General features: G+C 37.4%; 12 protein-coding genes, 1 other RNA gene and 1 CRISPR repeat array. Of the genes, 7 read left to right on the forward strand and 6 right to left on the reverse strand.

Annotation, left to right across the window (positions count from 1 at the left end; genetic code table 11):
• The first annotated feature begins 6 nt into the window (after nt 1–6).
• Nucleotides 7–515: direct repeats of the CRISPR family, unit length 48 nt; unit sequence GTTGTATTTTGCTTTCAAAATGTTATCTTTGTGTGATCAAAAACAGCT.
• Between the two features lie 217 nt (nt 516–732).
• The 3 genes from NMU02_RS10980 to NMU02_RS10990 form a co-directional block, all read right to left on the reverse strand.
• Nucleotides 733–2,028 carry a DUF4270 family protein gene (locus NMU02_RS10980; RefSeq protein WP_255027943.1) on the reverse strand — a complete coding sequence of 432 codons (1,296 nt, stop codon included), beginning with the start codon at nt 2,026–2,028 and terminating at the stop codon, nt 733–735.
• 513 nt (nt 2,029–2,541) lie between these two features.
• Nucleotides 2,542–3,489, reverse strand: a complete 948-nt coding sequence (locus tag NMU02_RS10985) for a glycosyltransferase family 2 protein (protein ID WP_255027944.1) — start codon at nt 3,487–3,489, stop codon at nt 2,542–2,544.
• Nucleotides 3,490–3,508: 19 nt separating this feature from the next.
• On the reverse strand, nt 3,509–4,294 hold the full coding sequence (locus tag NMU02_RS10990; protein ID WP_255027945.1) for a polysaccharide deacetylase family protein: 786 nt from the start codon (nt 4,292–4,294) through the stop codon (nt 3,509–3,511).
• 325 nt (nt 4,295–4,619) lie between these two features.
• On the opposite strand from NMU02_RS10990, the gene metF reads away from it, so the two are divergent.
• The 4 genes from metF to NMU02_RS11010 all read left to right on the forward strand — a co-directional run bounded on the left by metF (nt 4,620) and on the right by NMU02_RS11010 (nt 8,183).
• On the forward strand, nt 4,620–5,570 hold the full coding sequence (gene metF / locus NMU02_RS10995) for a methylenetetrahydrofolate reductase [NAD(P)H] (RefSeq protein WP_255027946.1): 951 nt from the start codon (nt 4,620–4,622) through the stop codon (nt 5,568–5,570).
• Nucleotides 5,571–5,579: 9 nt separating this feature from the next.
• A complete protein-coding gene (gene holB / locus NMU02_RS11000; protein ID WP_255027947.1) occupies nt 5,580–6,701 on the forward strand; it encodes a DNA polymerase III subunit delta' in 1,122 nt (373 codons plus the stop codon).
• Between the two features lie 81 nt (nt 6,702–6,782).
• Nucleotides 6,783–7,180, forward strand: a transfer-messenger RNA (tmRNA) gene (gene ssrA / locus NMU02_RS11005).
• Nucleotides 7,181–7,670: 490 nt separating this feature from the next.
• Nucleotides 7,671–8,183, forward strand: a complete 513-nt coding sequence (locus NMU02_RS11010; protein ID WP_255027949.1) for a hypothetical protein — start codon at nt 7,671–7,673, stop codon at nt 8,181–8,183.
• A 143-nt stretch (nt 8,184–8,326) separates the two neighbouring features.
• Here the strand turns inward: NMU02_RS11010 and NMU02_RS11015 are convergent, their stop codons facing one another.
• Nucleotides 8,327–9,094: an exodeoxyribonuclease III gene (locus tag NMU02_RS11015; RefSeq protein ID WP_255027951.1), complete on the reverse strand. Its 768-nt coding sequence runs from the start codon at nt 9,092–9,094 to the stop codon at nt 8,327–8,329.
• Between the two features lie 158 nt (nt 9,095–9,252).
• Here NMU02_RS11015 and gpmA point away from each other — a divergent pair, with 158 nt between their 5' ends.
• Together gpmA and ybaK are read left to right on the forward strand one after the other, a co-directional pair.
• Nucleotides 9,253–9,942, forward strand: a complete 690-nt coding sequence (gene gpmA, locus NMU02_RS11020; protein WP_255027952.1) for a 2,3-diphosphoglycerate-dependent phosphoglycerate mutase — start codon at nt 9,253–9,255, stop codon at nt 9,940–9,942.
• A 38-nt stretch (nt 9,943–9,980) separates the two neighbouring features.
• Nucleotides 9,981–10,457: a Cys-tRNA(Pro) deacylase gene (gene ybaK, locus NMU02_RS11025; RefSeq protein ID WP_255027953.1), complete on the forward strand. Its 477-nt coding sequence runs from the start codon at nt 9,981–9,983 to the stop codon at nt 10,455–10,457.
• Between the two features lie 30 nt (nt 10,458–10,487).
• Here the strand turns inward: ybaK and nth are convergent, their stop codons facing one another.
• Together nth and pheS are read right to left on the reverse strand one after the other, a co-directional pair.
• On the reverse strand, nt 10,488–11,132 hold the full coding sequence (gene nth / locus NMU02_RS11030; RefSeq protein ID WP_255027954.1) for an endonuclease III: 645 nt from the start codon (nt 11,130–11,132) through the stop codon (nt 10,488–10,490).
• A gap of 103 nt (nt 11,133–11,235) precedes the next feature.
• Nucleotides 11,236–12,255: a phenylalanine--tRNA ligase subunit alpha gene (gene pheS, locus NMU02_RS11035; RefSeq protein WP_255027955.1), complete on the reverse strand. Its 1,020-nt coding sequence runs from the start codon at nt 12,253–12,255 to the stop codon at nt 11,236–11,238.
• A gap of 135 nt (nt 12,256–12,390) precedes the next feature.
• On the opposite strand from pheS, the gene tilS reads away from it, so the two are divergent.
• Nucleotides 12,391–13,737: a tRNA lysidine(34) synthetase TilS gene (gene tilS, locus NMU02_RS11040; protein WP_255027956.1), complete on the forward strand. Its 1,347-nt coding sequence runs from the start codon at nt 12,391–12,393 to the stop codon at nt 13,735–13,737.
• The last annotated feature ends 33 nt before the right edge of the window (nt 13,738–13,770 follow it).

Raw genomic sequence — 13,770 nt, forward strand, 5'->3', positions numbered from 1 at the left:
CCATCCGTTGTATTTTGCTTTCAAAATGTTATCTTTGTGTGATCAGAAACAGCTATTATGCGGCACAGGTGGGGTTGTGCGGGGTTGTATTTTGCTTTCAAAATGTTATCTTTGTGTGATCAAAAACAGCAGAGATGAATATTCATCTGGCGCCGAAGTGTTGTATTTTGCTTTCAAAATGTTATCTTTGTGTGATCAAAAACAGCCAACCGAATATAACAGTGTAATAGGGAAGCGTTGTATTTTGCTTTCAAAATGTTATCTTTGTGTGATCAAAAACAGCTGAAGGGGCGAAAGGGGAATCCCTTTCTAAGTTGTATTTTGCTTTCAAAATGTTATCTTTGTGTGATCAAAAACAGCTTAAAATAACTCACCATGGTACAATCTATGGTTGTATTTTGCTTTCAAAATGTTATCTTTGTGTGATCAAAAACAGCTATTTCATCTGCTGGTACTCGTCGTGCTTTGTTGTATTTTGCTTTCAAAATGTTATCTTTGTGTGATCAAAAACAGCTGGATGCGTGTAAATTAATATTAATCAGTAAATTAAATAAGAATTTAGGATTATAAAAAATGAATATGATCACAAAAAAATCTGTCTGTTAAGACAGATTTTTTTATTTCTACGCTGTAACAGTTTATCTTTCGTTTCCTTCCTCTGTAACCGGTCGCGATAATATCAGGTATTTTTTATTCCTATTTTTTGATGATTCTCAAATCGGTAATCCTGTATTATTTCGAATCGCCGTAATAAACTTTTAAAATCGGTAATTCATCGATTGCCAACCGGCTAAAGTTGCTTGCCATTTCGGATAAAGGTATTCCTGCCAGAACATAATTCTCGTTTTTATCGTCAGATTGTTGGCAGAGAGAAAGATAGTAATCGGTTATATCTATGATATAACATCCTTCCTCTCTGTTACCTGAATTATGTATATATCTGCCTTTTACGGGATTTCCGGTTTTGTCTGTTATAGTCGATAGAATTTTGTTGTCAGTTCCCGGTTTATATAAAAATAGAGTAGAAGGCATCGTATTGGAATAGCTTAATGGTATCGATTCTTGTTTTTGCGGTTTAAGTACGATTTCGGTTTTCGAAATTTTTTTATTATCTACACTATAGAGTGGAGAGATTGGTAATTTCATTTTAATCAAGTATCCGCTTCCTCCTTGCAATACCGCTTGCCCGTTTATCGCCCCGGGACGTTTGGCAGATACAAATGGTAAATTATCGGATTGTTTTGTGAGAATGGCGTAAGGAGTTCCGTCTGCGTTATTCACAATATTTGAAAACGCATATCGGGAAAAATCGTTTTCATCGGGCGAAAAGGTATAAACGCGCGACTCTGATCCCCGGTGATAATGTATATCGATGCCTAAGCTGTTGACAGCAGATGCAAAATTCAAGATACAGTTATTCAATGGATCTGATGCAAGCATTATTCCTTTAAAATATTCTATAAACTTTTGGGGAGATCGTATTATTTCGTCCTTATTCTGTAATTTAAGAAATAAATCGTTGCCTGTAACGTCGTCGAGTCGGAACCGGAATTTATTTAATTTTTCAGTGGTAGGCCATGTAGTATACGACCCCAAAGGTTCTGGGTAATGACTAACCGTATAATTGTTATATATCAGCCCGTCTTTGGGATTGAGAAGAGGTAAACCTGTTAATCGATACAGATGAAAAGTTTGTAATACGGTAAAATTTCCCCACCTCGCGTTATTATAAGTGGAAAAAAAGGAAATAGAATCGTAAACACATTGTTGGTCGATATCGGGCAGCCCATTCGGAGTAATCACATAGTAAGGCGTAGCAATCGTAATACCGGTAACCGGATCGTCGATGCGGCCCATCAATAGGCCGTATCTTGCTTTACCCTGAGATGTCGGGAATGAATCTAACTTTATCGTAGAAGTAGTTAAATTGTGAACGTTTATTTCGATATATTCGTAAATGTAGTGGTCCCGTTCTTTATTACAGGCGAAGAAGAGAAAGATTAAAAAGATAAAAAGTACGTTTTTCATATCGATATGATTTAGTAATATGTAAATATATAAATATTTATTTATATTAATGTCGAGTTGTTATATTTTATTCGATACGAAATAAATATATGAGCCGGAAGGGATCGAATATTTTAATATTTTGTTTATTGACCGATCGATTGTTTAAGTGGTTTTAAAAATGAATTATTCTTTTATGACGGTTTAAAAAATGGAGTTTCAATACTCGTAAACTGATTATCTCATCGGAAAATTACAGAACGGAATAAAATGAAAATGGTTGTCTCCCGACAACCAATCTTCGTTAACCTTAAATCTAATACCATGAAAAACACAATGCAAATGTAAGATGTAAAATCTCATTTGTCAAGTATTGTATCCGAAAAATGCTTTAGATTGTGTTTATTTAACAATAAGTATTTGTTTTGTGCCGTTTTGTTAATTTTTTTCTTCGATTGTCTTTATATTTAAACTTTTGGTATTTAATAATTTAAAATATTTTGTGACATCTGTATTGTTATTATTGAGGTGATCTTACCGATTATTTTCTTTCGGGGATTTCCCGTTAAAACTATTGATAAAATATCCGGGTCTTCGTTTCGACTCATTAAATACTTTTCCTAAATATTCACCGATAATTCCCAAAGAAATTAGCTGAACTCCTCCCAAAAATAGAATTGTGACCATAATAGTGGGGTAACCGCGTAACCTTTCTCCGAAGACGAGTGTTGTAAAAATAATATAGCTTAAATAAGCAAAAGCTACGGTAGAAACGGCGATTCCCAGTACCGAAGCGATACGTAACGGTACTGTAGTGAAAGAAGTGATGCCGTTGATCGCCAGATTAAGTAATGGAATAAATCCCCATTTCGAGGACCCGTTCAACCGTTTTCCCTGTACATAAGGAATACCTTTTTTCTTGAAACCTATCCACGAATACATTCCTTTTGTATTACGTTCGGTTTCCCGCATTTGTTTTAGTGCTTCGATACATGTTCGATCTAATAATCGAAAATCCCCAGCACCTTTGGGTACATGAAGTTTTGTCATTTTTTGCAACAAGCGGTAATAAAGCTTCGAACTGTTTCGTTTAAACCATTTCTCTTTCGATATTTTCCGGTAAGCGTAAATATCGTCATATCCCTTTTCCCAATGACTCAGCATCTCGGGGATAATTTCAATGGGGTGTTGCATATCGGCATCCATTATAATAACGGCATCGCTATCGATATAGTCGAAGCCGGCCATCATGGCTATTTCTTTGCCGTAATTTCTCGAAAGGTCGAGGTATGAAAACCGGTTATCTTTGGTGTGTAGCCGTACCATTTCTTGCAATGTATTGTCGGTACTTCCATCATTAACTAATAAAAAACTCCATAGATAATTCGGGTTTTGTTGAGTAACCCTGTTCATCGAGTTTTCTATTAGACATATAGATTCTTCTTCGTTAAAAGCCGGTAACAATATTGTTATTTTTTTCATTGTATTGTAAATTTGGATGTTATGGCTTGGTGCAGTTTAATTTTTCGAATTCTGAGTAAGTTATAAAAACAATATTTCTTTTTCTGAAATATAAGATAAAGTCGTTTAGTCTTTTTGCCATTTTTTCTCCTGAGTTACAGCGTATGATAAAGGGTAATTTCCATTCGGGATGACCGGATAGGCGATAAAATTCCCACGGGTGAAAATAGGTCGTAAGGTAACTATCGTGATTGTGTGTATAACGGCACAGTCTTCGGTACAGAAATGAAGGCAATACGTGATAGGAAAGCCAGAATAGCGGAAACCGTAATAACGGGGTTACCGAAGCGGGGATTTGCAAAACTTTGTTTTTTACAAAAGCAGTTCGTGGTGTAGAAAAATTTGCATATCGTCCCGGAATGAATGTCGGATTTAGAGATGAGTTATAACGGTATCCTGCTTCGTAAACTGCATTTTCGGGGATCGGCATCATTCTCGGTTGGCGATAGCCGTATATTGGAGTTCCGGTTAAACTTTCGAGTATTTCACGGGATTTTTTCAGGTCTGATATTACAAAAGCAGAATGATAAAATCCGTGGGATGCAATTTCATGTCCTTCATCTCGTATACGCTCAATAATTTGAGGAGCGTGCAGAGCATAATTTGCGGTACAGAAAAAGGTGGCTTTCACCTGATTTTTGAGTAAACAATCCAATATTTTTATGGTGCCTTCAGTCGATACTCGTATTTGTTCTTCCAGCGGCAGATCGGCTTCATATTCATTCGGGATATCAAATTCTTCAATGTCGAAACTCAGTAATATCATAAGATTTTATTTTTGAAAACTATAATCTCCATTCATACGCTTAGTAAAGAATGAAAGATTTTAACGGTTAATTAAATAATAGACTTAAATTGTATCGAAAGGGCCATTAATTTATATAATTCAGTCAGTTTAAATACAACTAAAAACATTTTATTAATTCATAGAATTCAACAAAAATATATTAAAAATTTAATATAATAAAATATGTCAATCTCGAAATGTTATATTTCCGTTATAGTGATATCGGGTAAGAAATCAAACTTTCCGATTTATTCTCGACAATTCGGTATAAAATATTACTTTTGTAAAAACAAAAAGAATATTGATGAGTGTTGTAGATTTAATTAATAATACCCGGACGACTGCGTTTTCTTTTGAGGTTTTACCCCCATTAAAAGGAAATAGCATAGAAAAAGTATTTAAAACAATCGATCGATTACGCGAGTATGACCCTAAATATATAAACATTACGACTCATAGGAGTGAGATTATATATAAAGATATAGAGGGCGGGTTGTATAAACGGATTTCGGAACGTACACGACCCGGCACGGTTGCTGTGGCTGCCGCTATACAGAATAAATACCAGATACCAGCGGTTCCTCATCTTATATGCAGCGGTTTTACTAAAAGCGAAACGGAATATGCCCTTATAGATTTGAACTTTTTAGGTATTTATGATCTGTTGATCTTGCGAGGCGATAAGGCTAAACATGATAATAAATTTGTTCCTACTCCCGAGGGACATGAACATGCTTTAGATCTGCAACATCAGGTTAACCGTTTTAACGAAGGATATTTTCTCGATGGCTCGAAAACTTCGCTTAATATCCCTTTTACTTACGGAGTTGCGGGTTATCCGGAGAAACATGATGAATCTCCTAATCCGGAGTCTGATTTGAATTGGTTAAGAGAAAAAGTGAAAGCAGGTGCCGGATATGTGGTGACTCAAATGTTTTTCGACAATAGTAAATATTTCGATTTTGTCGACCGATGCCGAGTTGCAGGTATAAATGTGCCTATAATTCCCGGTATTAAACCGATAAACTATTGTAACCAGCTAACGGTATTACCTAAAGTATTTCATGTAGATTTGCCGGAAGCGTTAGCGTGTGAGTTGAGAAAATGTAAAACAGATGCAGAGGCTTGTGAAGTCGGTGTGGAATGGGCTACTGGACAAGCCCGGGAGTTAAAGGCAAAAGGAGTCCCGAGTATTCATTTCTATTCGATGATGGCGACTGAAAGTGTTCGTCGTATTGCGCATAACGTCTATTAAGAAGAGTATATGTATTTTAGGGATATCGTAGGACAGGATGAAATAAAAGAGCGCCTTATACACTCTGTAAAATCGGGGCAGATTGCGCATGCTCAATTATTTTGCGGCCCCGAGGGGGTGGGGAAATTTTCTTTGGCTCTTGCCTATGCCCGATATATTCAGTGTACCCAAAGGGGAGAAAACGATGCTTGTGGTAAATGCCCGTCTTGTAGGCAATTCGATAATAACCTGATGCATCCCGATTTGCATTTTGTTTTTCCTATTGTTAAAAAAGATCGTAAAAATGTGTGTGACTATTATATCACCGACTGGCGATCGTTTGTGAGTGAGAACGCGTATTTTTGCTTAGACGAATGGCTCGAATATTTGGGAGCGGCTAACAGCCAGGCGATGATATATGCCGAGGAAAGTAAAGAGATTCTACGAAAGATGAGTCTCAAAACATATCAGTCGGAATATAAAGTTATGATCATTTGGCTACCCGAAAGGATGAATGATACTTGTGCCAATAAGTTGTTGAAATTACTTGAGGAACCATACGAAAAAACGGTATTTTTATTGGTAAGTAATAATCCGGCTGCGGTTTTAGGTACGATAATATCTCGTACTCAACCCATAAGAGTACGGCCTTTACCGGAAGAAACCATAGCTTCTACTTTGATTTCCCGTTTTTCTCTTTCACAAGCAGATGCTTTTTCGGTTGCTCATCTTGCTGCCGGTAATTTTCGAAAAGCTCTCGAGTCGATTCGTATAAACGACGAGACTAAAGAGTATTTCGATTTGTTTGTATCTCTTATGCGCTTGGCCTATGGTCGTAAGATACAGGATTTGAAATCTTGGAGTGAGGAGGTTGCCGGTTTAGGTCGCGAAAAAGAACGTAATTTTCTGGAATATGCACAACGAATGTTGCGTGAAAATTATATATATAATCTACAACGGCCCGAATTGAATTATATGACGCAACAAGAAGCCGGTTTTTCACAGCGTTTTGCCCCTTTTATACATGAACGTAATGTTACGCAACTGATGGAAGAGTTCGAGCGTGCTTATTATGATATAGGTCAGAATGCCAATGGTAAGATTGTCTTTTTTGATCTTGCGATAAAGTGTATTTTGTTGCTTAAAAGTTAAATTCTATCTGAGCTTGAATAAATTAAAAGAAAAATAGTATCTTTGCAATCCTTCACAAAATACGAGAAGGTACATAACCATGGGGTTGACCGGTTTTGACAGCGGGTAGAAATGGTGTGTAAGCATGCAGAGCTTCGTTGGCTGGCTCTTAAATCTCAGACATCAAAAATTTAACTGGCGAAAATAACTACGCTCTTGCTGCTTGATCGAAGTACAGTAGATTAGCTTAATCTCCGCAATAGTTGTGGAGACAAGACATCACCCGGTTGCTGTGGTTCCGAAGCGTTCCGAATCGGTGGTGCAATAATATCGGAAATAGTCGGATGTTTGTCTCGTGTATCCGATGAAACTTTAGAGACTAAGGAATGAATGGGTAGCTTCGGTCTTGTTCATTCCCGACAATCGAAGCGAAGATAAGCATGTAGAAAGCTCATTAGTTCCTCGTTTGGACGAGGGTTCGAATCCCTCCAACTCCACAAAGATGATTGTAAATCAGGTTATTACAGTATGTAAGGACTAAATAAGAGATCTCTTATTTAGTCCTTGTATTTTTTAATTTTGTAAATAGTCCGTATAATAAAGGTATTATACTTTTGTGTTATAATTGAATATTTATTCCATATATTTTATTTTCCGAATTTTTGATTAATGAGAATGTTTTATCTTTCATAGTTATTCACTCGATCCAATTTCCTTTATCATCAAAGTTTCTGTATGTAAAAACAGTGTGTTTTTGGGGGAAGCAAGAAAATCCTGTATTATCGAAATTATCGATATAATAATGGTTGAACTTTTTATATAAGTCACTAAATATGCCTGAAAATTCGTTTCCTGTTAAAAATATATCATATTAAGCTTTGAGTGGAAAGATTTATTTTATATCTGTAGGATATTATATATTTTTATACAAAAAAATTATATAGTATCGTTGGTTTTCTTAATTTTGTATAAGAGTTAAATTCTACTGCTATGAAAAAACAGGTACTTTTATTTTTTGTATTATTTCTGTCGGCTGTTGTGTATGCCGATGGTTTTGAAATTCCCAAGAATTATAAGTTTGAGAAAGAATCGGATTATGCGGCCTATGAGAAGGACATAATCGATTGTGTGGATTGGTTGATAGCGACTCCGGTAAACGAGCAGGTAGAAAAAAGACAAAAAGCATATGAGTTTCTACTTTTATGGACCGAGGGTGCGCCTAAACCTATGGTTGTGATATTTCCCGAGATCGTTCAGTTTACCGATTTTACCGATGGTTTAGTGATATTTGTAGGGGGCTGGGTGAGATATTCGTTGAAGACCCGGGATTTTGAAGATCGCGTTGCTGCTGTTACTGCCGGATTAGAAGCTGTGAACGAATTTTATACTTTGAATAAAGACCGTTTACAAAAAGATGATCGCATCGAGAAGTACATAAAACTTCAGAAAAAAGGCAAGTTGAAAAAATATGTTCAGAAAAATATTCCCGATAATTTACCATAATAAATAAAAAGGATTATTTCATTAATGTGTAAACGGTCTCGATACAATATTATATGATATATCGAGACCGTTTAACTTTTTGCTGTTTGCCAAATGAATATTTCCGTTTAACGGTTTGTTTTATGTATGCGGAATGAATGATTTTATTTTTCGTTCAGTAATAATACCGCAGGGCAGTGATCGGAGTGTTTTATATCGGGTAATATCGATGCATCTTTCAATAAAGGAGCCATTTCACGGTTTACCATACAATAGTCGATACGCCACCCTTTATTATTAGCTCTGGCATTGAAACGGAAACTCCACCAAGTATAATTCCCCGGTTCGGAGTGAAAATAACGGAAAGTGTCGATATAGCCACTATCGAGAAAACGAGTCATCCATTCCCGTTCTTCAGGCAAAAATCCGCTATTCGTAGCATTTCTTACGGGATCGTGAATATCGATAGCTTCATGACAAATGTTATAGTCTCCGCAAAGAACGAGTTTATGGCGACTTTTATTCAGATCGAGCACATATCGGTGGAAATCTTCAAGCCACTCCATTTTAAAAGCTTGCCTTTCTTCGCCAGATGTACCTGAGGGATGGTAAACGCTTATGACAGAAAGATCTCCGAAATCGGCTCTGAGAAATCGGCCTTCATCATCGTAACGGGAAATTCCCATTCCGTATTCGACATGGTCGGGTTTTATACGCGTTATAATGGCTACTCCGCTGTAACCTTTCTTTTTCGCTGAAAAAAAATAACAGTGGTAGCCCAGAGATTCAAATTCTTCAGTCGGCACCTGATCGGGTTGAGCTTTGGTTTCTTGTAGGCAAAGTATATCGGGGCGTTCGGCCGACAACCAGTCGATAAGACCTTTATTTAAAGCACTTCTTATTCCGTTTACGTTATATGTGATAATTTTCATTGTTTTTATTTTCCGGTAAATATAAGTACAACTGACGGTTATACAAAAAAATCGGCTTAAAATACATGCAAATAGATGTGTTATACTTAAAAATAGAAAAGGAGAAAACGAAGAGGCGGTCATGTTTGTTGTATATTAAAAATAAAAAACAAAATGTTATGAGTACTTTGATATTGCTAAGGCATGGCGAAAGTATCTGGAATAAAGAAAATAGATTTACAGGTTGGGCCGATCCCGATCTGTCGGAAAAAGGAAAAGATGAAGCTTGTAGGGCCGGTCAATTATTGAAATCGTTTTCACTCGATTTCGATATTTGTTTTACTTCGGTATTGAAACGTGCAATAAAAACGCATTTATATGCTGCAGAAGAAATAAATCGTTTATGGGTTCCTGTTGTGCGGGATTGGAGACTTAATGAACGTCATTACGGAGCATTACAGGGATTAAATAAGGCGGAAACTACTGATAAATACGGAGCTGAGCAGGTAAAATTGTGGAGACGGAGTTTCGACGTAAAACCTCCCCAGGTAAGTAATGCCGATCCTCGCTACCCGGCTCATGATATCCGTTATAAAGAGGTGGATCTATCGTTACTTCCTCACGGGGAATCGCTTGAAGATACGGTTGCCCGTGTAATTCCTTGCTGGAACGAACTGATTCTACCTGAAATACAGAAGAAAAAACGAGTAATGATTGCCGCTCACGGGAATAGTTTGCGAGCACTTGTAATGTATTTGCAGCAAATGACACCCGCGGAAATCGTATACGAAGAAATACCTACCGGTCGTCCTCTTATCTATGAACTCGGTACTGATTTAAGACCGGAAAGACGATATTACCTGGGATAAATTTTTATAACTTTGCCGTAAATAACGGTTAATATGTTATGAAAATAAATAAGACGAATGCCGCCCGGTTACTTGATAAGGCAAAAATAAAATACGAACTGGAATCTTATGTAGTTGATGAAAATAATCTAGCTGCAACCCATGTGGCCGAACAGTTGGGAGAAAATATCGATCAGGTTTTTAAAACTCTTGTGTTGAGAGGTGATCGTAACGGCATTTTCGTGTGTGTGATTCCCGGAGATAAAGAAGTCGATCTGAAAGCTGCAGCAAAAATTTCGGGTAATAAGAGTGCCGAGATGCTTGCTGTGAAAGAACTTCTTCCTGTAACCGGTTATATCAGAGGAGGATGTTCTCCGATAGGGATGAAGAAGCATTTTCCAACCTATATACACCATACGGCAAGTGATTTCGAATATATTTATATAAGTGCCGGTTTACGGGGATTACAGTTGAAATTATCTCCTTCTGACCTGATTGCTTATTCGGGAGCCGAGATTGGTGAAATCGCAGAATAGGGTACTCTTATATTTTCTTGCTCGACGTATTTATTTTTTTATTGTTTTGTTAAATTCTTTGCAGAATTCACGTATACCGCATTCGAGACATTTAGGTTTACGAGCAACACATATATAGCGTCCGTGCAAAATAAGCCAGTGGTGCGCTATGGGAAGTAAATGCCCAGGTATGTATTTAACGAGGGTACGTTCGGTTTCGAGCGGAGTTTTCGAGTTATCGGTAAGCCCGATACGGTTCGAAACTCTGAATACATGAGTATCTACAGCCATGGCTTCTTTGTTGAATACGACCGATGCGATCACATTTGCCGTTTTACGTCCTACACCGGGTAATTTCTGTAATTCGTCCACATCAGAGGGAATAACACCGTTAAAATCGGTAAGTAAAGTACGTGCCATTCCCATGAGATGTTTCGATTTATTATTGGGATATGAAACACTTTTAATGTATTCATAAACGGTTTCTGGGGTTGCGGCGGCTAATGCTTCCGGGGTAGGAAACGCTTCGAAGAGCGGGGGAGTGATCATATTTACCCTTTTATCGGTACATTGGGCCGAAAGGATGACTGCGATGAGTAATTGAAATGGATCTTTGTAGTGTAGTTCGGTTTCGGCTACGGGTACGTTCGTCGAAAACCATTCGATAACTTTGTGGTAACGTTCCTGTATTTTCATCCTCGTAAATATTAAAAAGACGCAGAAAAATCCTTAGTGTGGTTGGCTCATTCCTGCGTTTTTCGGTAAGTTTTATATTCTTCTTGTTTCGGATATTATTTTCTTAATGTGCCGATTGGAATTCTTCGAGAAACCGCTGATCGTTTTCAGAGAACATACGTAAGTCTTTTACCTGATATTTTAAGTTCGTAATACGTTCGATACCCATCCCTAAGGCATAACCGGTATATTTTTTGCTGTCGATACCGCAAGCTTCGAGAACATTCGGATCTACCATACCGCAACCGAGAATTTCTACCCACCCGGTATGTTTACAGAACGCACAGCCTTTTCCTCCGCAAAGATTACAAGAGATATCCATTTCCGCCGATGGTTCGGTAAATGGGAAATATGAAGGACGTAACCGTATTTTCGTGTCTGGACCGAACATTTCTTTCGCAAAGAATAACAGGGCTTGTTTCAGGTCGGCAAAAGATACGTTTTTATCTACATATAATGCTTCAACCTGATGGAAAAAGCAATGGGCACGATAAGAGATTGCTTCATTTCTATATACCCGTCCCGGACAGATGATACGAATGGGAGGTTCGGCATGTTCCATTACACGAGTTTGTACCGATGAGGTATGTGTACGTAATAAAACATCGGGGCTGCGTTGTATAAAAAACGTGTCTTGCATATCGCGGGCGGGGTGATCGTCTGCGAAATTCAGAGAAGAGAATACATGCCAGTCGTCTTCGACTTCAGGACCTTCGGCAATAGAAAATCCCAAGCGCCCGAAAATTTCGATAATCTCGTTTTTTACCAAAGAAATCGGGTGACGTGTACCTAATTTTATCGGATACGCCGTACGGGTAAGATCGATCGTGTTGTTTTCGGTAATATTGTTATCGAGGCTGTCCTTTAATTCGTTTATTTTAGTTAAAGCTTTTTCTTTCAGTTCGTTCAGCATTTTACCGACTTCTTTTTTGTTTTCAGCAGCAACATTGCGGAAATCGTTGAAAAGTTGGGAAATCTCACCTTTCTTGCTTAAGTATTTTATACGAAGGGCCTCGAGTTCGTCGGCCTTGGATGCTTTGAGCGCTTCGATCTCAGCCTTCAGATCGTTGATCTTGTTAATCATAACAAATGTATTTTCTGATTTTCAACTGCAAATTTAATAATAATAACCGGCTTTTCGGATAGGATTCGTTGTAAATATTTTATACTGCCGAAAAAAAAACGTACGTTTGCAAATACCTAGTAACTGACTTCAGGAATGAAAGATAACGAGACGTTAAAAAAAGTACGATCGTTTATTGATACGAATTTCGATTTTGATTTTTCTTTACCCGTAATTGTCGGGTTAAGTGGAGGGGCCGATTCGGTTGCTCTTCTCGATATTTTGTGCCGTTTGGGTTATAAATGTATTGCTGTACATTGTAATTTCGGATTGAGGGGTGAAGAGTCGGTTCGGGATCGTAATTTTGCTTCAGAAATAGCTCTTCGTTTGAATATCCCGTTTCATGAAACGGTTTTCGAAACATTAGCGTATGCCAAATATCATAAAGTGTCGATAGAGATGGCTTGTCGTGAATTGCGCTACGACTGGTTCGAAAGAATAAGAAAAGAAACGGGTGCGTCTTATATTGCTGTTGCACATCATCGCGACGATTCGGTTGAGACTGTTTTGTTGAATTTAATAAGGGGCACCGGTATAGCCGGACTTACGGGTATAAATGCTAAAAATGGTTTTGTGGTCAGGCCTTTATTGTGTTTATCTCGTTTGGAAATAGACGCTTATCTCAGGGAAAGGCATTTATCTTATGTTACCGACAGTACCAATAAAGAAGATATTTATACTCGTAATAAGATACGTTTGCAAGTATTGCCTTTATTAAAATCTATCAACCCTGCGATATATGATACGATCGGTCGAACGGCATCGAACATGCGCGAAACGGAAATTATTTACCGAGATGCTATCGAACGACAAAAAAAAGAGGTTGTTGAAATTGCCGGTGAAAAAGTATGCGTTTCAATCGAAAATCTTAATCGTCAACCTTCACCCCGTACATTATTGTATGAGATATTATCTTCTTATGGATTTTTACCTTCGCAATTAGATGATATTATAAGATCGCTGGGGCGAATTTCCGGTAAAGAGTTTTATTCACCTTCTTATCGTTTGTTAAAAGATAGGGAGTATTTAATTATCACATCTTTAGGGGGTAGAGAAAATGAATTTCTTCCGATACAGGTCGATCGGGAAACGACATGTCTTACATTTCCTTTGAAATTGACGTTTAATTATATTTCGGATCGAGAAAACTTTGTGATTCCTACAAATAAGATGTCGGCTTGTTTCGATGTAGAAAAACTCGTTTTCCCTCTGGAAATAAGACATTGGAAGAAAGGCGATCGTTTTACACCGTTTGGAATGAAGGGTAGCAAGAAGTTAAGCGATTATTTTAATGACCGAAAATACAGTCGGGTAGAAAAAGAAAATGCGTGGTTACTTTGTTCAGGAAACGATATAATTTGGTTAATAGGAGAACGAATGTCCGAAAAATATAAGATCGATTGTGAAACAACGTTGATTTTGAATATCAATTATGAAATATAGTTAATTATTCAACTTATTGTTAAGATTATTTGT

Origin of the sequence: Coprobacter tertius (assembly GCF_024330105.1) — a bacterium.
Classification (GTDB): domain Bacteria; phylum Bacteroidota; class Bacteroidia; order Bacteroidales; family Coprobacteraceae; genus Coprobacter; species Coprobacter tertius.